Consider the following 20,941-nt stretch of genomic DNA (forward strand, 5'->3'; position numbering starts at 1 on the left):
CCGACGGGACCCGGGCAGGAGTCCGTGTGGAGCTATCCGCGGCCCCCGCGCCTGCGTCGGTGCTACCTGCCTATCCGGGTCGTCCTGGGCGGTGAGTTGGTGTGTGACACGGCCGAGTCGTGGCAGGTGCTGGAGACGAGTCATCCGCCCACCTACTACTTGCCTCGCGAGGAGTTCATCGCCGGTGCGCTGCGTGAAACCGCGGGCTCCTCCTTCTGTGAGTGGAAAGGGGTCGCCCGCTACCTCGACGTGGTGGGTGGCCGTCTGACGGCGTCCAAGGCCGGCTGGTACTACCCGACGGCCTCGCCCGGGTTCGACCAGCTGGTGGGCCACGTGGCGGTGTATGCCGCGGCTATGGACGTGTGCTTCGTGGACGGGGAGCAGGTCGTGCCGCAGCCGGGCGGTTTCTACGGCGGTTGGATCACCTCGTCGGTGGCGGGACCGTTCAAGGGGGTGGCCGGCAGCGCCGGCTGGTGAGCCCCGTGCGGCCGTGAGGGCCACCATGACCCCAAGGAACGCACAGGGCCGTGCGGCTGCGGTAGGCAGCCGGACGCCGCGCAGGGCGTGTCTGGATCCCACCCCTGGACGGCCCTTCTCCAACGACCAACACGCGTCGCGGATACGCAAAACCCATGCCGAGCTCCCCTTTCCTACGTGGTCTTCGGGAGCGGCACACAGCAATGTGTTCTGGACCCGAAACAGGTCCTTGTGCCTGCTCGCTGCCGGGCCTGTGAACTGCGACCAAGGCCGGGTTGACCTTGCCCCACGTCGACGTCATTTGAAGCGCTGCCCTGCACGCGGCGAAGTGGGCCACCTCCACGAGCGAGCCCTCGCGCTCATCACGGTCAGATCGACAGGCATAACGCGACGCGTTATGCTTGGAGGGTGATCAGGTCGTTCGGCAACCCGGTAACCGAACGGCTGTGGTCGCGAGAACGAACCAAGAAGCTCGACCCGCGGATCGAGCGGACCGCACTGCGCAAGCTCGTCCTGCTCGATGCGGCCGAGACTCTCGAGGACCTGCGGGTCCCGCCCGGCAACCGGCTCGAAGCACTGCGGGGTGACCGGGACGGACAACACAGCATCCGCATCAACCAGCAGTGGCGGATCTGCTTCACCTGGACTCCTGCCGGGCCCGCAGACGTCGAGATCGTCGAGTATCACTGACCGAAGGAGGAACACCATGGCGACCATCGCTCCCATCCACCCGGGGGAGGTCCTCCTCGAGGACTTCCTGATCCCGCTGGAGGTCACCCAGCACCACCTCGCCGTCTCGATCGGTGTCCCGCCGCGACGGATCAACGAGATCGTCCACGGTAAGCGCCGGATCACCGCCGACACCGCGCTGCGGCTGGCCCGCTACTTCGGCACCACCGACCGGTTCTGGCTCAACCTGCAGACCCGCTACGACCTCGAGGTCGAGAAGGACCATCTCGGCGCCGCCCTCGACCAGATCCATCCTCTGCAGAGCGCCTGACCTACCTGAGCGCTACGCGGCGGACTGGGGCGCCTCGACGGGTGCTGAGGCACGGCCCTACCGCCGTCCCTGCGTTAGGCTTGGCCTGTGCTGGACGTGGAGCTCGACAGGGAGCGCCTGCGCGATGTGTGCGAGCGCTATGGCGTCGCGTCGTTGGAGCTCTTTGGATCGATCGCGCGTGGGGAGGATCGGCTCGACAGCGATGTGGACCTGCTCTATGTCCTGAAGCCGGGCGCGCGTCTGGGGTTTCGGCTGTTCGATCTTGAGGACGAGCTCTCTGAACTGCTGGGCCGTCGGGTTGATCTCGTCGCGCGCAGGTCGATCAACAAGTACCTTCGCGAGCAGATCCTCGCCGACGCACAACCTCTCTATGCGGCGTGAACTCCTGCTGCTGCGCGAGATGCGCGATGCGGCCGTGGCGATCAGGGACCTGGTCGGTGATCGAAGCGTCGAGCAGGTTGAAGCGAACGCCATGCGACGTTCCGCCCTGTTGTGGCACTTCACGGTCCTCGGCGAGGCGGCAAGTCAGGTGCCCTCAGAAGCGAAGGACGCACATCCGCAGATTCCTTGGCGCGCCGCGACCCGGCTGCGCAACCGCATCGTCCATGGGTAATGGGACATCGACGTCGAGACGCTGGTCGCGACGGCAATTGACGATCTGCCTGGGATGATCGCCCAGCTCGAAGAGGCCATCACGGCCCTGTCGGGGTCCGAGGCCCCCGATCCACCTGTCTGACACCCCCGCGCCTGGTAAGCCATGCCGCGGCTGCCGCGGTCGCTAGCCCTACCTGGGCGCAATCGACGCGCTTCTCGGCCTGCTGCGGTCAGACGCCGGCGACGTAGGCGGTCAGGAAGTGGACGCCGTGCCGGTCGAGGTTGCCCCGAGCGCGGTCGTAGTGCTCGGTCGTGCGCGGGTCGGCATGCCGGGCGAGGATCTGCGCGTCGCGCAGGGGGACGCCGGCATCGAGAGCGTTGGTGATCGCGGCGTGCCGCAGGGAATGGGGGCTGATGTGTCGCGGGATCCCGGCCCCCTTCGCTATCCGGGCGACCATGCGGTAGGCGTCGCGTCGGTCGATCGGCTGGCCGGAGACCGGTCGCAACACGAGTGGCCCGCTGGTCCGCTGGCCGCGGCAGGCCTCCAGGACGCGCAGCACCGGGACGGTGATGGGCATGGTGGCCGGCTTGTTGCCCTTGCCGACCAGGTGCAGCACGCGGTGGCCGCGCAGCGTGTCTGCGTAGTCCTCGATGCGCACCGCCGCTGCTTCAGAGGCGCGCAGCGCGTTGATGCCCAGCAGGTAGGCCAGCGCGCCGTGATGCACGGTGATGGTCTGGGCGACTTGCAGGAACCGGATCAGCTCGAGCCGGTCCAGACCCTGGGTGCGCGACTCGTCGCGGTGGACCTTCGGCAACCGCGCGTAGACGGCCGGGTCGGAGCCGATGAGGCCGTCGACGTGGGCGAACCGGAAGAAGCCGCGCACCCCGTGCATCATCGTCACGACCGTGGAGTCCATCAGGCCTCGCTCGCCGAGCCCGCGGATGTAGAGCTCGACGTGGGCGCGTTGGACCCCGGCCAGCGGGTCGAGCCCGTTGCCCTCGCACCAGGCGAACCACTGCCGCAGCTGGTAGGCGTACAGGTCGTGGGTATGCCCGGAATAGCGGGCGAGAAAGGACACCGCGGCCAGCTGGGCAGTCGACATCGTCGCCGGCTGGAACGGCAGAAGGGTGCTCGGACTGGACATGAGATCACCTCACGCGGCGACCCCGCAGAGCACCCTGGCCCCGCTCGCCGCCAACGCGACCGGGCCCTTGGACCCCTCGACGCTAGACCTGCTTTGGCTACTCCGGGCGCGTCCGCAGGCGGCGGAGTGACGCGCGTAGGGACGTGGTGACGCTAGCGGCCGTGGTCCAGGAGTTCCAGAATCTCGTCGCGCAGCCGAGTGTCCTCATGGTTGAGGCCGTCGAGCACTTCTTGCAGGGTGACCGCCGACTGCCGAAACTGTTTGGTGCTGTGCCGCCAGATGAAGATCCGCGAGTAGTCGGGATGAGCGAGGGGGGCGGGGGCGGACTCGAGCTGCGCGTGCCACGCGGAGGGCCCGAAGATCAGTTGAATGTCGTCCTCTGTGCCGTCAGTAGTCTCCAATGGGAGGATGACCTCCCAGCGCCACTTGCCGGAATAGTTGGCGGCGACCCTTCCCACCAGGTTGCTCGGCCCGGCGGCATCCAGCTGTGGCTTGAGTGCTGCGCTACTGAACGCCTTGAGTCGGTCTTTGACGCGCTGGAGGAGCGTCCGTCCTTCGCCGAAGCGTTCACGCGCCTGCTCGTGCAGGTCACTGGCGAACTGCTCTGTGACTTGGTCGATGTTGTTTTTGGAGTACCGCGCCGCCTCCCCGGTCTCGCACATGGCAACGACAAAGTCGAGCACTTGTCGATCCTCCACCGGCCCTCGTCCCTTCACGAACTTGCGGTGCATCTGGTCGATGAGCGAATAGGCTTCCGGGAACTTGCCCTGGTACTCGCGGTCCTCGGCGATTGCCTCACGCAAACTGTCCAGGACCGATCGATAGGTCACGATCGCAGCGTTCTCCCAGCCCTTCGTAAGCCGGGATCGGTCCAACTGGTGGCAGAGCATCACGACGGCGCCCCGCTGACCATCGCGCCGGCTGTACTGGAGGTAATCCTCATAGCCGTGCCCATGGCCATCCGAGGCTCCGTAGTTCTCGATGACAAGCGTCGCGGACTTGCTCTCCAGAACGAGGTCGGCGATGTCGACGCCACCGCTCTCCTCGGCGATGTTGACCTCTTGGCGCACCCAGTACCCGCCGGCTTCCAGCGGCTCTACTCCGGCAAGGTTTCGGTTCACTTCGGCAATGAAGATGTCCGCGAACGCCTCCCCCAGGCCGTGGGTCCCATTGGCGTCCAACAGCCATCTGAACACGTTCGAGATCTGCTTCTCGTGGGTGCCGTGGCGCATGACGTCGAAGACGTTGAACCCCACGTCCAGGGATCTGGTGAGTGTGGGCAGAAGTTGTGTCACCAGGTCGTCGCTCATGAATCCTCCGCGAAACCACTAGCCGCTCCACCGACAAGCGTATCGTCACCAGTCGCGCAGGGGAGCCTGTTGAAAGCGACGGGGGCTTGGGTGTTGGCGACCCTGCAGCCGGCGAATTACCACACGGAGCCAGTGTGTGGTCCCTCTGTCGATGACTGGATGGCAGAAAGGTGCGCGGACTGGACATCGCGACACAAGGCCTAGCGATGTCGAGGATTGGCGTGGCCCCGCTCCGCGTCTACGCCAATGTGCTTGGACCTCGGCGTTGGCCGTCCGTGAGGACGGCGGTCGGGCAGGACCCGGCCCTCAGCTCGCAAATTGTGGGCGGCCGCGTACAGACGCGGCGGAGTGCCCCAGGTCATTCCAGAGCACTTGTAGCCGCCACCCGCGGGCGGGGGTCCTTCTTGGGCAGCTCCCCCACACGCGAGCAGCGGAGATTCGACAATCAGCCCGGGTTGAAACCCCTTGCCATGGCCGGAACAGGGCCTCCGGAGTCAGCCATCTACACCACTTTTCCGCTGCGGCTGGCCAGCCTCGGTAGTGTCGACCCGCGAGAGGAGCGCCGCAAATGCAGACCGATGTGAAAACTCCGCTGGAGATCTTCTCCATGCCTCAACACCTAATGGTCCCCGTCTTCCAACGTCGTTACGTGTGGACGGCAGAGACCCAGTGGGAGCCACTCTGGCGTGACATCAGCCGGGTTGCGGAGCGCCGCCTTGAAGGGGCGTCGACACAGCACTTCCTTGGTGCAGTGGTAACCCAATCGAGCCCGGCAGGCATGGGTTCCCTGGCGAGTCACAGCCTGATCGACGGACAACAACGTCTAACCACGTTGCAGGTCCTCATCGACGCTGCAGCCGCAGAACTCGACGCAGCCGAGCAGCCGCATTTGTCACAGCAGCTCGCCATGCTCACGCACAACCCGCCGGCGTTCGCGCTGGACGAGCCCGCGGTCTTGAAGCTCCAGCACCAGAACGAGGACCGGGCCGGCTTCGTTGCCGTCATGACCGCAGAGCCGCCTCTCGACTACTCCGGACTCCCTCAGTCGAAGATCGTGCAGGCGCATCAGTACTTCTCCGAGCAGGTCCGCGAGTGGCTCGGCGACCCCGTCGATCCCGCGCGGGCCGGGGCGCTTGTCTCGACGCTCAGCCAAGGGCTACAGATTGTCGTCATCGCACTCGCTGAGCACGAGCCGTCGCAGGAGATCTTCGAGACACTCAACGCACGGGGCACGCCGCTCACCGCTGCAGATCTCGTGAAGAACTATGTGTTTCAGCAGATCGTCCGTGAGGGCGGGAGCGCCAAAGCCGCTTTCCACGAGCATTGGCAGGAACTGGAGAAGTCGTTCTGGACGAAAGAGGTCCGGATCGGGCGGTACTCGCTCGAACGCCTCTCCCTCTTTTTGAATCACTGGCTCGTCGCACAAACCGGTGAAGAGGTAAGCACCCGCTCGACGTTCACACGCTTCAAGTCTTGGCACGAGCAGTCGGGACGCCCCATGACCCAGGTGCTGAACGCCATCCATCGACAGGCAAAGCTGTTCGAGGACTGGGTACACGAATCGGGCAAGACCGAAGGCGACCTGAGTCCCGTGGCGCTCTTCTTGTACCGCACGGAGGCGGCCGAGCTTGAGGCCGTCAAGCCCTTGCTGCTGCGCCTGTTCGACGTAGAGCATCCCGTGCCGGCTGAAGTGGCCGCTGCCTCACTCCGTGATGTGGAGAGCTGGCTAATGCGCCGTTCGGTGCTCCGTCGGCCTGCGTCGGAGTACAGCCGTGTCGTGGCCAGCCTCATTGCTGACCTGCAGGGTGTCGAGCCGCATGAGGTGGCCAACGCACTTCGCGGCAGCCTCGTCCGTCTCAATCGGCCCGGCACATACTGGCCCGGCGATGAAGAGCTGGAGCGCGAACTGGCCTCAGCGCCGATCTACACCCAGCCAAAGGGTCGACTGCGGGCGTACCTCGAGGCGATCGAGGACTGGCATCGCGGTTACACCAAGACAACCTCGGCAAGCGGGTCACGCGTCAAGCGCGGCGCCATGACGATCGAGCACCTCCTGCCGCAGAAATGGAAGGATTACTGGCCCGTCGACACGCTGCAGGAACAGATCGACCGGGACGCGCACGTGCACCGACTCGGTAACCTCACGCTGCTGACGCAATCCCTGAACTCCACCGTTTCCAACGGCCCTTGGAACGGCCCCAAGGGCAAGCAGCAAGCGCTCGATGCCAGCGACACCCTGCTCATGACCCGAGCGCCCCGCAAGAGCGAGGACTGGAACGAGGAGCGGATCAACGAGCGAACCCATTCGATGACCACGGCGTTGCTTGAGACGTGGCCCGCGCCGGAGGGGCACAACCCTGACCCGGTCAAACGGAGCGAACAAGAATCTGCCGGTTGGGTTATGCTCCGAGATCTCGTTGCCAGCGGCCATCTTCCGGCCGGCACCGTCCTCATCGCGAGAGAGGGCAACTACGAAGGCCGCTCGGCCACTGTGACGGCCGACGGGCTGCTCGAGATGGACGGCAAAACCTACGACACGCCGTCCGGCGCAGGCAAGGAAGTCCTCGGCAGAGCCGTCAATGGCTGGACATTCTGGCGCTTGCCCGGCGGGGGAAAGCTGATGGACGTCCGGCAGAAGTACCTCGGCACCTACGTTGACCGCAAGGGTCTGTACGAGTCCTTTTGGCGAGACGTGCTCAAGCGGATCAAGCAGGCCGCTCCCGACTGGACCCAGGCGTCATCCCCCGGTGGCAGTTCATGGATCACGCTGCCTTACGGCTCATCGGTCGCGCGCTACACGCTCGCCTTCACCCTCAACGGGCCCATCGTTGACCTCGAGTTCGGGTCCCCCGATAAGCAGGCCAACCTACTGGAATTCGACAAGTTCATGTCCCGCCGAGACGAGTTGGAGGACGCTTTCGGCGACCCGCTGACCTGGGAGCGCATGGAGAACAAGAAGGCAAGCCGCATCCGGTACTACCGTCCCTCTGGCGGGCAAGTCACCGACGTCGGGACGCGCGAGGAGTTAGTCGACTGGTTCGTCTCGTCGGCCCTACGGCTTCGGTCCTCAATCAGCGCATCGATGTACGGAGTCCCCCCGCAGTAGGCGAGCAACCCAGCGGCCGAGCGGCCGGGCACCCGATTCGCGGCGGTGTGACGCGGGGGCCGAGCAGCGCGACGCCGCGGCCTGTGAGGACGGTGAACCACGGCCGTCAGATGCCGTGCAGCGCCTCGGGAGGACGGTGAGGCCGTCCACGACCGCTGCCTCGAGGAAGCGCCCCGCGTGCAGCGAGACCGTCCGGCGCGGACGGGTGGACCGTAGCGGCGTTGCTCCAATATTGCTTGTTATTGACGCCAACTGCCCCAATGGGGCACAATTAGCGTCAATGTGAGAGTGCGCCATCACGACCTTCTAGGAGACGCAATGACGAGCAACGACCTGCACATCCACATCCCGCAGGGCTTCAGCGGGACCATGACCGTCGGCAGCGATGGCCAGGTGACCATCACCACCGCTTCAGCCTCCGCGTCGTCCTCCCCCACTGCCAGCGCCGCCGCCGCGATCTGGTCCACCCTCGACCCCGACATGGCCGAGAAGATGGAGGAGATGCTCAAGCGCCAAAAGAGCTACGACCCGACTACCCGCTCGCGCGAGATCGCCAAGGTGCTGCTTGACCGCAAGTGGGGCGTCTACTCGGTCAATCTGAAGGGCGGCTACATTCTGTTCACCTATGCCGGCAGCCAGCACGCGGTGTCGCTCTACCTCAGCTCGCTCGACCTGAACAACGCCAAGAAGTCGCAGCGCGACTTCATGCTCAGCCTGGACGGTGTCGACGTGCACGAGCCCGACGTGCGCATCCCGATCAACGGCAAGGCCTTCGAGCAGGCGCTCATCAACATCGAGGCCGTCGAAAATTGGGCCAACGGCAAGTAGGCCGACCCTGATCTACTGCAACACCCCTAGCGTCGGCGTGAGGGGGCGCTAGCGTGAGATCCCTCCACCCCGTCGTGGGGCAAACGGCGGCAGCTGACGCCGACGAGCGGTCATCGGCGTGTGGGTGAAACAAGTACCGGTCAACATGCGGCGTGTGACGCACCTCAATATCGGCTGATGTGCGAGAAGGCCATCAAGGCCCGCGGACCGCTTGGTCGATCAGCTCGGAGGCGTGCCAGACTGCGGCCCACGTCGTGGGTATCGGCGTGGATGTACTGGGGGAAGCTGCGCCCGATCTGCAACGCGAAGAGTCGAGCGAGGGTAGCGGCAGGCGGCCAGAGCGGCGGGACTGGCGCACCTGCCGAGAGCTACGTGCAAACGGGCGTCGAAAGGCAGGGATTTCCGAACCGCCGGAGGAGGTTGAACTACTAGTCCCAGCGGGACAGGACGTCGTCTACGTTCGGGGCGCCCTTTGCGAGGGTCGTGCGCCAGTCAAGCTTCTTGAGATGCTGCAGGTGGCCTATAAGCATGATCGGCGCTACACCCGCCTCGGCGGCGGTTTCGAGAACCCATGGTCCGCTGAGACGTTCTGGAAGCGGCGGCAGACCTCTCGGTAGAACCCATCGCGCCGCTGTGTCGTTAGCTTCTCGCTCCTGGTTTGCCTCTTCGGAGTGGTCGTAAGGGTCGTCGTCGACCTCGATCGTCTCGACGATGGGCGCGTCTTCCTTCACGTGGCCGTGGGTGTGGTGTGCGATCTCGTGAATGAGCGCGAACAGCACCTTGTCGAGGCGCTTTCCGCGGCCAGACAGGCCGATAACGCGCGTCTTGTCGACGAGCATGGCGCAGCCGTCGATCTTCGCCCCGGGGAGACCCGGCACGTATACAAGCCGCACGCCGACCTTGCCGAGCGTTCCCGGAAGGGCGACGAAGTCCTCGGGGGTTCTCGCGACGCGGGGCAGCGCGGCCCCGATCGCCTCGAGCGCCTTGCGCGAGTACGTCCCTGTCGGCACCTTCTCTCGCGCTGCATGGCGAACCATGTAGAGCCAGGATGTCTGGAGTGAAGACAGGGCTTCACCGTGGTTTGACCGCTTGGCTGCGGCCGCGAGTGTGGGTTCCTCGTCGAGGGACTTCAGTTCGAAGAACCGAAGCACCTCGCCTTCTAAGTCGTCGAGCGACTTGCCGGCGAGGACGCCGGCCTTCTTGAGAACAGCGATGGGGCCCTTCTCGTTGAGGCGCGCTCGGCGTCGTACGTCGTCGAGGTCGCTCTGGGCCCTGACGTCCTGGTTCTGCTTCCAGAGGAAGTACTTGTCCTGGAGGCTGAGCCACATCTCGGCGCTTGTCCCAAGCGCGGCGCCGATCTGCGCAGCGGACTCGCGAGTGATCTCCTTCTTGCCGGAGATGATCTCGGAAACGAACTGCGCAGGGCGGTCGAGGATGGCGGCGAACTCAGCCTGAGTCCAGCCGCGAGCCTCAAGCTCTTCGGCGAGGAACTCCCCCGCAGGGAAGGCCTCTGCTAGTACAGCGTTCATCTCGATCTCTCTTGCTATCTGTGGTAGTCGACCACTTCGAGGAGGACCGCCACTCGGTCGCCCTCGGTCTTGAAGGTCAGGATCAGACGGAACTGATCGTTGAGACGCATCGACGTCTGGTCCTGTCGGTTGCCCTTGAGCTTCTCCATCCGGAGACCCCGCATGGCGTACAGGTCGCGCTCGTCGAGAGCGGCTGAGATGAGTTGGACTTTCTTCCGATACGACTTGATGACGTCCGGGTCCCACCCCTTGGGTGCGTACCCCTGCTCCTCGGCGAGCCGGCGCAGCACTTCGTCGTGGTACTCGACGCGCAACGTGACCTCATTCCATCACCCATGAGATGAAGATCCGCATGCGTCGGATCCTAGGCGGTTCATGGTGCCACTTGGGTCAGACTGCCAGTCGACACGCCGACTCGTCCTCAGGTCTTCATCCATAGGGTGATGCTGATTATGCTACCATCAAACCTGCATGATCGGCAGGCGGTCACCACTCGAGAGGCCAGGAGTAGATATGCCTGACAGCTACGGCAACGACAAGCACGACAAGACCTACGAGGTCGTCGTCAACGGAACCCCGTACGACCTCGACGACGAGGTCGCCACCTACGAGGCCCTGGGCGCTCTCGCGTTCCCCGGCCACGACCCGGCGGCGATCTTCACCGTCGCCTACAAGAACGCGATCGCCCCACACGGCGGCAGTGGCACCCTCGTGGCCGGCGAGTCCGTCAAGGTCAAGAAGAAGGGGACGAGCTTCGATGTCCGGCTCACGACTCGTTCGTAACAGCGCCGACCTCCAGCGCCTCGTCAACGACGGCTACACGGTGCGCATCGTCAACGGGTATCTCGTCATCGACGACATCCCCTACGTCGACGCGAATCAGACGGTCCAGTGGGGTTCCTTCCTCTGCCCACTGGATCTCGCTGGGGAGCAGACCGCCAAGCCGAGCAACCACGTCATGGCGTTCGTCGGCGCGGCCCCATGCAGCAAGGAGGGCGGCGAGATCTCGCCCGGGTTCGCCAACCCCGGACTCACCTACAAGTGGTCGGCCGGTCCTGAGCTGACCCCGTCGATCGGGTTCTCCCAGAAGCCTCGCCCTGAGGGATACGTCGACTTCTACGAGAAGGTCACCACGTACGCGGCGATCCTGATTGGGCCGGCACAGGCAATCGACCCCGCAGTGACGCCGTTGCAGGGCAAGCCGTTCACGACGGAGGAGGGCGACGGCGTGTTCGTCTACCTCGACACCTTCTCCAGCCGAGCCGGTATCACGGCGCGAAGCAAGCGGCTCGAGCTTGCGAAGGTCGTGATCGTCGGGCTCGGCGGCACCGGCGCCTACATCCTCGACCTCCTCGCCAAGACCCCGATCTGCAACATCCACCTCTACGACGGAGATGTCTTCAGCACGCACAACGCGTTCCGTGCACCGGGTGCCGCCGCGTTGAGTGCGCTGGACGCGCGGATGAAGAAGGTCGACTACTACGCGACGACGTACTCAGCATTGCGGCGCCAGATTCACCCGCACCCGGTCAACGCGACTGACGCGAACGTCGCCGAGCTGCTTGATGCGGACTTCGTCTTTCTGGCCATGGACTCCGGACCGGACAAACAGGTCATCATCAGCGCGCTCGTCGCCGCCGGTGTCGCGTTCGTTGACAGCGGCGTCGGTGTCAGCGAGGATGCCGACGGCATCGCCGGCCAGGTCCGTGTCACCACCGCCCTTCCGGACGCCAATGAGCACGTCGTCCGCGGTGGTCTCATCTCCATCGTTGCCGGCGATGCTGCCGAGTACGACACGAACCTCCAAGTCGCCGAGCTCAACATGGCCGCGGCGTTTATGGCCGTGATCCGTTTCAAGAAGTGGCTGGGCTTCTACGCCGACAGCGAGGGCGAGCTGCACAGCTCGTATCGGATCGACACCAACGAGATCCTCAACAAGTACGAGCGTGCCGCCGGGGCGTCGGACGAGGCCAGCGACGGTGCCGCATGAGGTTGCCCAAGCTAGAGCCGACATTCGTGACGTACGTGCCTCGCGACCTCGAGGACGGCCGTCTCTACATCTCGATGGAGTACGCGACCGCAGTCCATCTCTGTGCGTGCGGCTGCGGCGCGAAGACCGTCACCCCGCTTTCTCGCGGCGGGTGGACGCTCACCTTCAACGGCGCTGTCACTCTGCGACCCTCCGTCGGCAATGGTCAGGCTCCGTGCCGGTCGCACTACCTGGTCAACGACGACAAGATTCGCTGGCTGCCACCGATCGAGGCCGCCGAGACGCGGGCGGCCATCGCTCGTGATCACGACGTTGCGGCGTCAGTTCACGCCGTCCCAGCCCGCACCGGATGGTGGTCTCGCCTGAGATCAGCACTGCGATGGCGAAATTGAACGCCATGGCCACGGACGGTGACGACCGCGGATAGCTCATCGTGTCAGTGAGCATCCCGGCCGTCGGGATTCACCGCATTTCTTCCCGGGGGCGTCAGAGGGCTTTGTCACCGCACGTAACCGCGGAGGGTGACGGGATCACCCGGGCGACGGGACCAACGTAGAGGGTGCCATCGACGTGACGCTGTGGGACGAACCCCCCAATGTCATGGCAGGCGGGGGAAGGCGTCCACACTTCGTCGTCATCCCCGACTTAGGACGGTGGAGCGTGCGTCAATCTGGGCGAAGTGGGGCGCTCAGCGGGCGACGGTGGGAGGGGCCCATTCAAACCTGGTTGAGAAGGTCGATGGCCCGTTCGACCGATCTGGGCGCGAGCAGGTCCACGTAGGGACCTGAGGGCGCGCCACAGCGGCGCTCGCAGCCGGACACGTGCACCGGGAGCGAGCCCAGCGGCATACGGCCGGCCAACCCGCGAGCCACTGCTCGGGTGTCGACGGCCGACTTCGCGCACCCGGGCAGACCGGTGCAGGCGTGGAGGCGGAGCCAGGGGTCTGACTCGTCGATGACGAGACCCGCCGCCTCGAGTCGCCCGAGGCGCCGGGCTCCGCCCGGCACGACGAGGCTGCGCCAGGGTGTGACGAGCACCTCCGCGGTGAACTCGGCGAGCGTCACGAGGTGGGCAGCGGTGACCAGGCCGAGCGGCACGCCGACGACTGCGTGCTCGCCGTGCGCGCCGACCAGCGGCGCTGAGCCTGTCGGGAGCGTGGTCGGCACGGGCCCCGGCGGTCCGATCGCGGCCCCGAGCTCGCGGACGTGCCAGGCGCTCGACCCGAGCCGCTCGCGGGTGTCGAGGAAGTCGCGGGCGAGGTCCAGGGCCAGCTCGATGGCGCGGCCGAGGGGGATCTGCCACGCTCGGTCCGGTCCTCCGGCCAGCACCAGCGCCGAGCCTGCGCTCGTGGCCACGATGGCCACGTCGAAGCCCAGCCCGGCGACGTCCCCCCGCCCGTCGTCCACGGCGAAGAGGAACCGGCCGGGGAGGGCGGCCAGCCGGGGATCCGCGCACAGTCGGTCATCCAGGTCGGCCACCAGCGGGCGGACGTCACACGAGCCCTCAGCGTCGAGCCCGGACAGGGGTGACGCGACGATGTTGCGGGCCAGCTCGTGCGACGCCGACGGCACGAGGCCGGTCGCGACGATCGCCGATCGCACGTCGTCGGGCAGGGGGTCGGGCAGGCCCCGCAGCTGGAGGGCACCGCGCGACGTCAGCTGGATGTGCGGGTCCGGCTGCCGTGCCACCACGTCGAGCAGGCCGGCCAGCGCGGTCACGGGGACGGGCCGCCCGCCCGTCCGGACCCGGACGATGGTGCCGTCGGCAGCGGTGAACGGCCTTGCCACGCCGGGGCAGGCGTCGGGCCGCTCTCGGGACGGGACCTGGCGCGGCATGCGCCGATCGTACGGGCCGGCGCGGCCGCCTCAGGCCCCGGCCGACGGGGCCCAGACGTACTGCGGCGTCTGGCACACGTCGACGAAGCCGCTGCCGGGCGCCGACCGGCTCGCCGTCGAGCCCTCCAGAGGAAGGGTCTGCCCCGTGCGACGTAGCCGTCCACGAACGGCCGGACCCGCTGCGCGGGTCGCCCATCTCTAGACCAGTGCGCTCGTCCGGTGAATGCGCCGCTAGGGTGGCGCCTGCGTCGTCGACCAGGAACCCGGTGCAAGTCCGGGACGGTCCCGCCACTGTGAGCGCGCCTTCCGAGGGAGGCCGTGAGCCAGGAACTGCCGGCGACGCCTCACATCCGACCGACCGCAGGGCGTGGACACCCGGCGAAGGAGCCCACATGACGCGCATCGTGCTGCTCAGCACCTCCGACACCGACCTGCTCAGCGCGCGCGCGAGCGGCGCCGACTACGTGGTGGCCAACCCGACCCGGCCCGGGCACACGGAGCTCGCCGACGCGATCCGGGCCGCTGACATCGTCGTCGCACGCATCCTCGGCGGGCCGCAGGACCTGTGCGACGGGTTCCGCCAGGTGCGTGACACCGGGGCACCGCTCGTCGTCCTCGGTGGCGAGCAGGCGCCGAACGCCGCGTTGATGGAGCTGTCCACCGTCGCGCCGGGCATCGTGGCCGAGGCGCACCGCTACCTCGCGCAGGGCGGCCCGGACAACCTGCGCCACCTCCACGCCTTCCTCGCCGACACGATCCTGCTCAGCGGAGACGTCTTCGAGCCGCCGGCCGAGCAGCCGCTGTGGGGCGTCGGAGATGCCCGTATGCCGCTGGGCTCGCTCCCGTCCCAGCCGGCCCCCCGCGTGGGGATCCTCTACTACCGGGCGCACCACGCCGCCGGCAACGTCGCCCATGTCGAGGCGCTCGCCGGCGCGGTCGCGGAGGCGGGCGGGGTCGGCACCCCGATCTTCGTCACATCGCTGCGGGACGCCCCGGCCGACCTCCTGGAGCACCTCCGCGGCTACGACGTGCTCGTCACGACGGTCCTCGCGGCAGGGGGCACCCGCCCCGCGACCGCCACCGCAGGAGGCGACGACGAGTCCTGGGACGTCGCGGCGCTCGCCGAGCTCGATGTCCCGATCCTCCAGGGCCTGACCCTGACGTGGAGCCGGGAGCAGTGGGCGGCGAGCGACGACGGGATGAGCCCGCTCGACGTGGCGACGCAGGTCGCCGTGCCGGAGTTCGACGGCCGGATCATCACGACAGCCTTCTCGCACAAGGAGGTCGACGCGGACGGCCTGCCGCACTACGTGCCCGACCTTGAGCGATGCCGCCGCCTCGCGACGCTCGCGGTCAACCACGGGCGCCTGCGCCACATCCCGGCACGGGACCGCCGCATCGCGATCGTCCTTTCGGCCTACCCGACCAAACACTCGCGAATCGGCAACGCCGTCGGCCTCGACACCCCCGTCTCCCTCATCCGGCTGCTCCGGGCGATGCGCGAGCAGGGCTACGAACTCGGTGCCCCCGGCGAGATCCCGGGCACCGGGCCGCTCGAGCCCGTCGAGGGGGAGTCCCTCGACACGACGGCCGGCAACGCTCTCATTCACGCCCTGATCGAGGCGGGCGGGCAGGACGAGGACTGGCTCACGCAGGAGCAGCTCTCCGGCCAGCCGGTGCGGATCCCCGCGGCGCGCTACCGCGAGTTCTTCGAGACCCTCCCCGCCGAGCTGCGCGACGCAGTGACCGAGCACTGGGGGCAGGCCCCTGGGGAGCTCTTCGTCGACCGGCACCTCGACGCCGACGGCGAGATCGTCGCGGCCTCTCTGCGGGCCGGCAACGTCGTCATCATCGTCCAGCCCCCGCGGGGTTTCGGGGCCAACCCGATCGCGATCTACCACGACCCGGACCTGCCGCCGACGCACCACTACCTCGCCGTCTACGACTGGCTCGCACAGGACTTCGGCGCCCACGCCGTCGTCCACCTCGGCAAGCACGGCAACCTCGAGTGGCTGCCGGGCAAGAACCTCGCCCTCTCCGCGGCCTGCGGCCCGGACGCGACGATCGGCTCGCTCCCGCTCGTCTACCCGTTCCTCGTCAACGACCCGGGCGAGGGCAGCCAGGCCAAGCGCCGCGCGCACGCGACGATCGTCGACCACCTCGTGCCGCCCATGGCGCGCGCCGAGTCCTACGGCGACATCGCCCGCCTGGAGCAGCTCCTCGACGAGTACGGCAACGTCTCGGTCATGGACCCGGCCAAGGCGCCGGCCCTGCGCGCCGAGATCTGGGCCCTGCTCCGCGCCGCGGAGATGCACCGCGACCTCGGTCTCGCCGACGACGCCGACGCGCCCGACGACGACACCTTCGACGAGCTCGTCATGCACGTCGACGGCTGGCTCTGCGAGATCAAGGACGTCCAGATCCGGGACGGCCTCCACATCCTCGGACAGGCTCCGGCGGGGGAGGGCCTGGCCAACCTCGTCCTCGCCATCCTGCGCGCCAACCAGGTCTTCGCCGGGTCCGTCGGCGTGGTGCCAGGGCTGCGCACTGCCCTGGGCCACGACGAGGCCTCGGCCGACCGGGACTCCGCGGACCGCTTCGAGGCGCAGGCGACGGCGCTCGTCACGGCCCTCCAGGCCGCGGACTGGCAGGCCGACGCCGTTCCCGAGGTCGTGCGCACCGTGCTCGGTCCCGACGTGGCGCAGCCGGTCCACGAGGCCGTATGCCGTTCACTGGCCTTCGCGTGCGACGAGGTCGTCCCGCGGCTGCTCGGCACGTCGAGCGAGGTCGACGCGGTCCTGCACGCCCTCGACGGCGGCTACGTGCCGGCCGGCCCGTCCGGCAGCCCGTTGCGGGGCCTGGTCAACGTCCTGCCGACGGGCCGCAACTTCTACTCCGTCGACCCGAAGGCGATCCCCTCCCGCCTCGCCTGGGAGACCGGACAGTCCATGGCGGACTCCCTCCTCGAGCGGCACCGTGCCGACACGGGGGAGTGGCCGCGCACCGTGGGCCTGTCGGTCTGGGGGACATCGGCGATGCGCACCTCCGGCGACGACATCGCCGAGGTCCTCGCCCTGATCGGCGTCCGGCCGCGGTGGGACGAGATGTCTCGCCGCGTCGTCGGCCTCGACCCGATCCCGCTGGACGAGCTCGGCCACCCCCGGATCGACGTCGCGGTCCGGATCTCCGGGTTCTTCCGCGACGCCTTCCCCCACGTCATCGACCTGCTCGACGACGCCTTCCGCCTCGTCGCCGCCCTCGAGGAGAGCGACGACGACAACTTCGTCCGCGCCCACGCGCAGGCCGACCTGGCCGAGCACGGCGACGAGCGCCGCGCCACCACACGGATCTTCGGCTCCAAGCCCGGCTCCTACGGCGCGGGCATCCTGCCCCTCATCGAGTCGGGCAACTGGCGCGACGACCAGGACCTCGCGGAGGTCTACGCGACGTGGGGCGGCTTTGCCTACGGGAGGGAGCTGGACGGCATACCGGCTCGTGGCGACATGGAGCGCACCTACCGGCGCATCGACGTGGCCGCCAAGAACGTCGACGCGAGCGAGCACGACATCGCCGACAGCGACGACTACTTCCAGTACCACGGCGGCATGGTGGCGACGGTCCGCGCCCTGACCGGGACGGCGCCGCGGGCCTACGTCGGCGACTCGACGAAGCCCGACGCCGTCCGCACCCGCACCCTCGCCGAGGAGACGGCCCGCGTCTTCCGGGCCCGCGTCGTCAACCCGCGCTGGATCGCGGCGATGCGCCGGCACGGCTACAAGGGCGCCTTCGAGCTCGCCGCGACGGTCGACTACCTCTTCGGGTTCGACGCGACTGCCGGTGTCGTGCACGACGGGATGTACGACCAGCTCGCCCGCACCTACGTCACTGACAAGGAGAACCAGGACTTCCTCCGGCACGCGAACCCGTGGGCGCTGCACGGCATGGTCGAGCGCCTCCACGAGGCCGTCGACCGCGGCCTGTGGGAGGAGCCGGACCCGGAGCTGCTCGCCGAGCTGCAGCAGGTCTACCTCGACGTCGAGGGCGACCTCGAGGGCTGAGGCGCGCTCAGCCGGGCTGGCGCAGCAGGTAGGTGTCCATCACCCACCCGTGTTGCTCGCGCGCTGCCGCACGCACGCGAGCAACCTCGTCGATGACCGTCGCGAGCGGCCCCCGCACGAGCAGCTCGTCCGGTGACCCCAGGTAGGCGCCCCAGAGCAGCTCCACCTCTGGATACCGATCGGCGAGCCCGCGGCAGGCGAGGTGGCCGTCGAGCATGACGACGACGTCGCCGAGTGACGGGTCGTACTCCTCGACGAGCCGCCGGCCGGTGGTCACATGGATGGAGGCGCCGATCCGGTTGAGCGGCACGCGATGGCGGGCCGCGAGCAGCTGCGGCGCGCTGATCCCGGGGACGACGTCGTGATCGACGTCGATCCGGTCACGCAGGGCGTCGACGATGCGGATCGTCGAGTCGTAGAACGCCGGGTCGCCCCACACGAGGAAGCCGACGGTCTCCTCGTGCGGCGCGAGGCCGGCGATGACGTCGGCGTAGGCGTCCACGCGCGCTGCGTGCCAGTCGCGCACGCCTTGGCCGTATGCCGCTGGGCTCCGTTCCGCGTCCGGCCCCCGTTGCGGGTCGGTGACCTCGACGAACCGGTAGGACCGTTCGGTGGGAATGGCGGCCGCACAGATCGCCTGCCGGGCGGCGACGAGGTCGGCGGACCGCTTGCCCTTGTCGGCGACGAGGAAGACGTCGACGGTGCGCAGCGCCTCGACGGCCTCGCCGGTGAGGTGTCGGGGATCGCCCATCCCGATGCCGATGATGCGGATCTGCTTGATCACGAAGGGCCTCCGACCCGGGTCAGGGCGAGGATCGCGTCGATGTCGACGTGCTCCTCGAGGGCGTCGGCCAGCGTCTCGAGCATGCGTTCGCGCCGGTCGATGAAGCTCGGTGCCCCGGGCTCCGGCTGCCAGAGCGACCCGGCAGCACGGGCCACCTCACCGAGCCAGGCGCGGCGGAAGTCGTCGCTCTCGAAGGCGCCGTGCCACATCGTCCCCCACACCTGGCCTGCCCTCCAGCCGTCGAGGAAGCGCTCCGCCGCAGGTGCGGCCGGGCCAGCGCTGGGGTGGGCGATGCCGTGGTGGATCTCGTAGGCGCCTTCAACTGCGTGACCCCGCCACGTGCCGCACGGCCGGGCCAGGACCTTCGCGGCACCGAACTCGACCCGCGTCGGGAGCAGCCCCAGTCCGGGCACGACCCCGACCTGCCCCTCGACGTCGTCCTCGATCTCCTCGGCGAGCATCTGGTAGCCGCCGCAGATGCCGAGGACGGGGCGCCCGGCAGCAGCCCGGCGCGTGACGACGTCGGCCAGCCCCACCTCGCGCAGCCACGCGAGGTCGTCCGCCGTGGAACGGGACCCGGGCAGGACGAGCACGTCAGCGGCATCGCAGACGGCCGGGTCGACGGTCACCAGGACGTCCACCCCGGGCTCGGCGGCGAGCGCGTCGACGTCGGTCGCGTTGGAGATCCGCGGCAGGCGCACGACAGCGACCCGCAGCCGGTCGCGGGCCGTGGCCGAGAGCGCCGTCGACGCCCGCCAGTGGCCGACTTGAAGCGTGTCCTCGCTGTCGAGCCACACGTCGAGCAGCCATGGGATGACACCGTGGAAGGGGACTCCCGTGCGGCGGGTGATCTCCTCCAGTCCCGGTTCGAGGACGGACACGTCGCCACGGAACTTGTTGATGACGAAGGACTTGAGCAGCGCGCGATCCTCGTCGTCGAGCAGCGCCCACGTCCCGTAGAGCGACGCGAGGATGCCACCGCGGTCGATGTCGCCGACGACGACGACGGGCAGGCCGAACTCTCGGGCCAGCCCGAGGTTGACGTAGTCGCCGGTGCGCAGGTTGATCTCGGCCGGCGAGCCGGCCCCCTCGCACACGACGAGCTCGTAGTCGCCTGCGAGCTCCCGGTAGGCGGCGAAGGCAGCGTCACGCAGGTGAGCCCGCCCAGCGGCATACTGGCCGGCTTCGAGGGTCCCCGCCGGCTGCCCACGGACGACGATGAAGGAGCGGCGATCCGTGCCGGGCTTGAGCAGCACGGGGTTCATCGCGGTCGTCGGCTCGACCCGCGCGGCCTGGGCCTGGAGGTACTGCGCCCGGCCGATCTCCCCGCCGTCCGCGCAGACCATCGAGTTGTTCGACATGTTCTGGGCCTTGAACGGCGCCACCCGGATCCCGCGGCGGACCAGCGCTCGGCACAGGCCCGCGACGACGACGGACTTGCCTGCGTCGGAGGACGTGCCCGCGACGAGGACCCCCGATGTGGTCATGGATGTGGTCATGGACGCGGTCATGGCCGCCTACCTGATTGACTGCCCGCCATGCGGATCCTCCTTCTCGGCGGCACGGGCGAGGCCCGCGCACTCGCGGCGCTGCTCGTCAGCGAGGACCACGACGTCGTGTCGAGCCTTGCCGGTCGGGTGAGCCGCCCGGCGCTGCCCGTGGGCAGGGTGCGCACCGGCGGCTTCGGTGGGGTGGACGGGCTCGTGGCGCACCTGCAGGACGAGGGCGTGGCCGCCGTCGTGGACGCGACCCACCCGTTCGCTGCCCGGATCTCGGCCAACGCGGCCGCCGCCTGCGCGTCGGTCGGGCTGCCGCTGCTGCGTCTGCAACGCCCCGGCTGGGAGCGGCACTGGCTCGCTGGGCGGTTCCACTGGGTCGACGACGTCGAGTCGGCGCGTCCGGTCGCGGAGCAGCTGGGGCAGCGGCCCTTCCTCACGACGGGGCGCCAGCAGCTCGAGGCCTTCGCGGGGTGGAGCGACCGCTACGTCCTCGCCCGGGTCGTCGACCCTCCCGAGTGGCCCGTTCCGCCGTCGTGGGAGGTCCTCCGGGCGCGGGGCCCCTACACGTATGCCGCTGAGCTGGCTCTGCTGACCGACCGCCGGATCGACGTGCTGCTGACGAAGGACTCCGGCGGCGCGCTCACGGAGGCCAAGCTCGACGCTGCCGCCGAGCTCGGCGTTCCGGTCGTCGTGGTGCGCCGGCCGGCACTGCCGGTGGGGGTGCCCGTCGTGGGGGAGCCCGACGCAGCGCTCGAGTGGGTGCGCTCGCTCGGCTGAGCGCCTCGG

Annotated in this window: 19 protein-coding genes and 1 riboswitch; of the genes, 12 read left to right on the forward strand and 7 right to left on the reverse strand. The window is 68.3% G+C overall.

Annotated elements, in window-relative coordinates:
- The first annotated feature begins 24 nt into the window (after positions 1 to 24).
- The 5 genes from OO014_RS06375 (at position 25) to OO014_RS06395 (ending at position 2,090) form a co-directional block, all read left to right on the forward strand.
- Positions 25 to 477, forward strand: coding sequence for a DUF427 domain-containing protein (locus tag OO014_RS06375; RefSeq protein ID WP_334685032.1), 453 nt, complete (start codon positions 25 to 27; stop codon positions 475 to 477).
- A 408-nt stretch (positions 478 to 885) separates the two neighbouring features.
- A complete protein-coding gene (locus OO014_RS06380) occupies positions 886 to 1,167 on the forward strand; it encodes a type II toxin-antitoxin system RelE/ParE family toxin (RefSeq protein WP_272461451.1) in 282 nt (93 codons plus the stop codon).
- Positions 1,168 to 1,183: 16 nt separating this feature from the next.
- A complete protein-coding gene (locus OO014_RS06385; RefSeq protein WP_272461452.1) occupies positions 1,184 to 1,477 on the forward strand; it encodes a HigA family addiction module antitoxin in 294 nt (97 codons plus the stop codon).
- Positions 1,478 to 1,564: 87 nt separating this feature from the next.
- Positions 1,565 to 1,858 carry a nucleotidyltransferase family protein gene (locus OO014_RS06390; RefSeq protein WP_272461453.1) on the forward strand — a complete coding sequence of 98 codons (294 nt, stop codon included), beginning with the start codon at positions 1,565 to 1,567 and terminating at the stop codon, positions 1,856 to 1,858.
- Entirely contained in the window at positions 1,848 to 2,090 is a 243-nt protein-coding gene (locus OO014_RS06395; protein ID WP_272461454.1) for a DUF86 domain-containing protein, read from the forward strand. The genes OO014_RS06390 and OO014_RS06395 overlap by 11 nt, the downstream gene beginning before the upstream one ends.
- 211 nt (positions 2,091 to 2,301) lie before the next feature.
- Here OO014_RS06395 and OO014_RS06400 read toward each other — a convergent pair whose 3' ends face one another.
- The gene (locus OO014_RS06400) at positions 2,302 to 3,216 is read right to left on the reverse strand and encodes a tyrosine-type recombinase/integrase (RefSeq protein ID WP_272461455.1); all 915 of its coding nucleotides are present in this window, start codon (positions 3,214 to 3,216) and stop codon (positions 2,302 to 2,304) included.
- 152 nt (positions 3,217 to 3,368) lie between these two features.
- Entirely contained in the window at positions 3,369 to 4,526 is a 1,158-nt protein-coding gene (locus OO014_RS06405) for a PD-(D/E)XK nuclease family protein (protein WP_272461456.1), read from the reverse strand.
- A gap of 568 nt (positions 4,527 to 5,094) precedes the next feature.
- Between OO014_RS06405 and OO014_RS06410 the strand changes: the two genes are divergently transcribed.
- A complete protein-coding gene (locus OO014_RS06410; protein ID WP_272461457.1) occupies positions 5,095 to 7,632 on the forward strand; it encodes a DUF4268 domain-containing protein in 2,538 nt (845 codons plus the stop codon).
- Positions 7,633 to 7,950: 318 nt separating this feature from the next.
- Positions 7,951 to 8,460, forward strand: coding sequence for a hypothetical protein (locus OO014_RS06415; protein WP_272461458.1), 510 nt, complete (start codon positions 7,951 to 7,953; stop codon positions 8,458 to 8,460).
- Positions 8,461 to 8,888: 428 nt separating this feature from the next.
- Here the strand turns inward: OO014_RS06415 and OO014_RS06420 are convergent, their stop codons facing one another.
- Together OO014_RS06420 and OO014_RS06425 are read right to left on the reverse strand one after the other, a co-directional pair.
- Complete coding sequence (locus tag OO014_RS06420; RefSeq protein WP_272461459.1) at positions 8,889 to 9,989, reverse strand: HigA family addiction module antitoxin; 1,101 nt, start codon at positions 9,987 to 9,989, stop codon at positions 8,889 to 8,891.
- A 14-nt stretch (positions 9,990 to 10,003) separates the two neighbouring features.
- Entirely contained in the window at positions 10,004 to 10,303 is a 300-nt protein-coding gene (locus tag OO014_RS06425; protein ID WP_272461460.1) for a type II toxin-antitoxin system RelE/ParE family toxin, read from the reverse strand.
- A 199-nt stretch (positions 10,304 to 10,502) separates the two neighbouring features.
- On the opposite strand from OO014_RS06425, the gene OO014_RS06430 reads away from it, so the two are divergent.
- From OO014_RS06430 to OO014_RS06440, 3 genes are read left to right on the forward strand one after another with little or no spacing between them, the layout of a single operon-like run.
- Positions 10,503 to 10,772 carry a multiubiquitin domain-containing protein gene (locus OO014_RS06430; protein WP_272461461.1) on the forward strand — a complete coding sequence of 90 codons (270 nt, stop codon included), beginning with the start codon at positions 10,503 to 10,505 and terminating at the stop codon, positions 10,770 to 10,772.
- The gene (locus tag OO014_RS06435; protein WP_272461462.1) at positions 10,747 to 11,979 is read left to right on the forward strand and encodes a ThiF family adenylyltransferase; all 1,233 of its coding nucleotides are present in this window, start codon (positions 10,747 to 10,749) and stop codon (positions 11,977 to 11,979) included. Before OO014_RS06430 ends, OO014_RS06435 begins: the two co-directional genes overlap by 26 nt.
- A 26-nt stretch (positions 11,980 to 12,005) precedes the next feature.
- Positions 12,006 to 12,371: a DUF6527 family protein gene (locus OO014_RS06440; protein ID WP_272461463.1), complete on the forward strand. Its 366-nt coding sequence runs from the start codon at positions 12,006 to 12,008 to the stop codon at positions 12,369 to 12,371.
- A gap of 324 nt (positions 12,372 to 12,695) precedes the next feature.
- Here the strand turns inward: OO014_RS06440 and OO014_RS06445 are convergent, their stop codons facing one another.
- Complete coding sequence (locus OO014_RS06445; RefSeq protein ID WP_272461464.1) at positions 12,696 to 13,814, reverse strand: precorrin-3B synthase; 1,119 nt, start codon at positions 13,812 to 13,814, stop codon at positions 12,696 to 12,698.
- A 220-nt stretch (positions 13,815 to 14,034) separates the two neighbouring features.
- A riboswitch (cobalamin riboswitch) is annotated at positions 14,035 to 14,167 on the forward strand.
- A 39-nt stretch (positions 14,168 to 14,206) separates the two neighbouring features.
- Between OO014_RS06445 and cobN the strand changes: the two genes are divergently transcribed.
- On the forward strand, positions 14,207 to 17,872 hold the full coding sequence (gene cobN, locus OO014_RS06450) for a cobaltochelatase subunit CobN (protein WP_272461465.1): 3,666 nt from the start codon (positions 14,207 to 14,209) through the stop codon (positions 17,870 to 17,872).
- A gap of 7 nt (positions 17,873 to 17,879) precedes the next feature.
- On the opposite strand, the gene cobF is transcribed toward cobN, so the two are convergent.
- Positions 17,880 to 18,656, reverse strand: a complete 777-nt coding sequence (gene cobF / locus OO014_RS06455; RefSeq protein WP_272461466.1) for a precorrin-6A synthase (deacetylating) — start codon at positions 18,654 to 18,656, stop codon at positions 17,880 to 17,882.
- Positions 18,653 to 20,143: a cobyric acid synthase gene (locus tag OO014_RS06460; RefSeq protein ID WP_272461467.1), complete on the reverse strand. Its 1,491-nt coding sequence runs from the start codon at positions 20,141 to 20,143 to the stop codon at positions 18,653 to 18,655. Before OO014_RS06460 ends, cobF begins: the two co-directional genes overlap by 4 nt.
- 51 nt (positions 20,144 to 20,194) lie before the next feature.
- Here OO014_RS06460 and OO014_RS06465 point away from each other — a divergent pair, with 51 nt between their 5' ends.
- A complete protein-coding gene (locus OO014_RS06465; protein ID WP_272461468.1) occupies positions 20,195 to 20,932 on the forward strand; it encodes a cobalt-precorrin-6A reductase in 738 nt (245 codons plus the stop codon).
- Positions 20,933 to 20,941 lie beyond the last annotated feature (9 nt).

The sequence above is a fragment of the Intrasporangium calvum genome, from assembly GCF_028446585.1.
GTDB classification, from domain to species: Bacteria; Actinomycetota; Actinomycetes; order Actinomycetales; family Dermatophilaceae; genus Intrasporangium; species Intrasporangium calvum_A.

Excerpts from the sequence above, each read along its gene's own strand:
- OO014_RS06385 (WP_272461452.1), top strand. The coding sequence starts at position 1,184 with ATGGCGACCATCGCTCCCATCCACCCGGGGGAGGTCCTCCTCGAGGAC.
- OO014_RS06395 (WP_272461454.1), top strand. The coding sequence starts at position 1,848 with ATGCGGCGTGAACTCCTGCTGCTGCGCGAGATGCGCGATGCGGCCGTG.
- OO014_RS06400 (WP_272461455.1), bottom strand. The coding sequence starts at position 3,216 with ATGTCCAGTCCGAGCACCCTTCTGCCGTTCCAGCCGGCGACGATGTCG.
- OO014_RS06405 (WP_272461456.1), bottom strand. The coding sequence starts at position 4,526 with ATGAGCGACGACCTGGTGACACAACTTCTGCCCACACTCACCAGATCC.
- OO014_RS06410 (WP_272461457.1), top strand. The coding sequence starts at position 5,095 with ATGCAGACCGATGTGAAAACTCCGCTGGAGATCTTCTCCATGCCTCAA.
- OO014_RS06415 (WP_272461458.1), top strand. The coding sequence starts at position 7,951 with ATGACGAGCAACGACCTGCACATCCACATCCCGCAGGGCTTCAGCGGG.
- OO014_RS06420 (WP_272461459.1), bottom strand. The coding sequence starts at position 9,989 with ATGAACGCTGTACTAGCAGAGGCCTTCCCTGCGGGGGAGTTCCTCGCC.
- OO014_RS06430 (WP_272461461.1), top strand. The coding sequence starts at position 10,503 with ATGCCTGACAGCTACGGCAACGACAAGCACGACAAGACCTACGAGGTC.
- OO014_RS06435 (WP_272461462.1), top strand. The coding sequence starts at position 10,747 with ATGTCCGGCTCACGACTCGTTCGTAACAGCGCCGACCTCCAGCGCCTC.
- OO014_RS06445 (WP_272461464.1), bottom strand. The coding sequence starts at position 13,814 with ATGCCGCGCCAGGTCCCGTCCCGAGAGCGGCCCGACGCCTGCCCCGGC.
- cobN (WP_272461465.1), top strand. The coding sequence starts at position 14,207 with ATGACGCGCATCGTGCTGCTCAGCACCTCCGACACCGACCTGCTCAGC.
- OO014_RS06460 (WP_272461467.1), bottom strand. The coding sequence starts at position 20,143 with ATGACCACATCGGGGGTCCTCGTCGCGGGCACGTCCTCCGACGCAGGC.
- OO014_RS06465 (WP_272461468.1), top strand. The coding sequence starts at position 20,195 with ATGCGGATCCTCCTTCTCGGCGGCACGGGCGAGGCCCGCGCACTCGCG.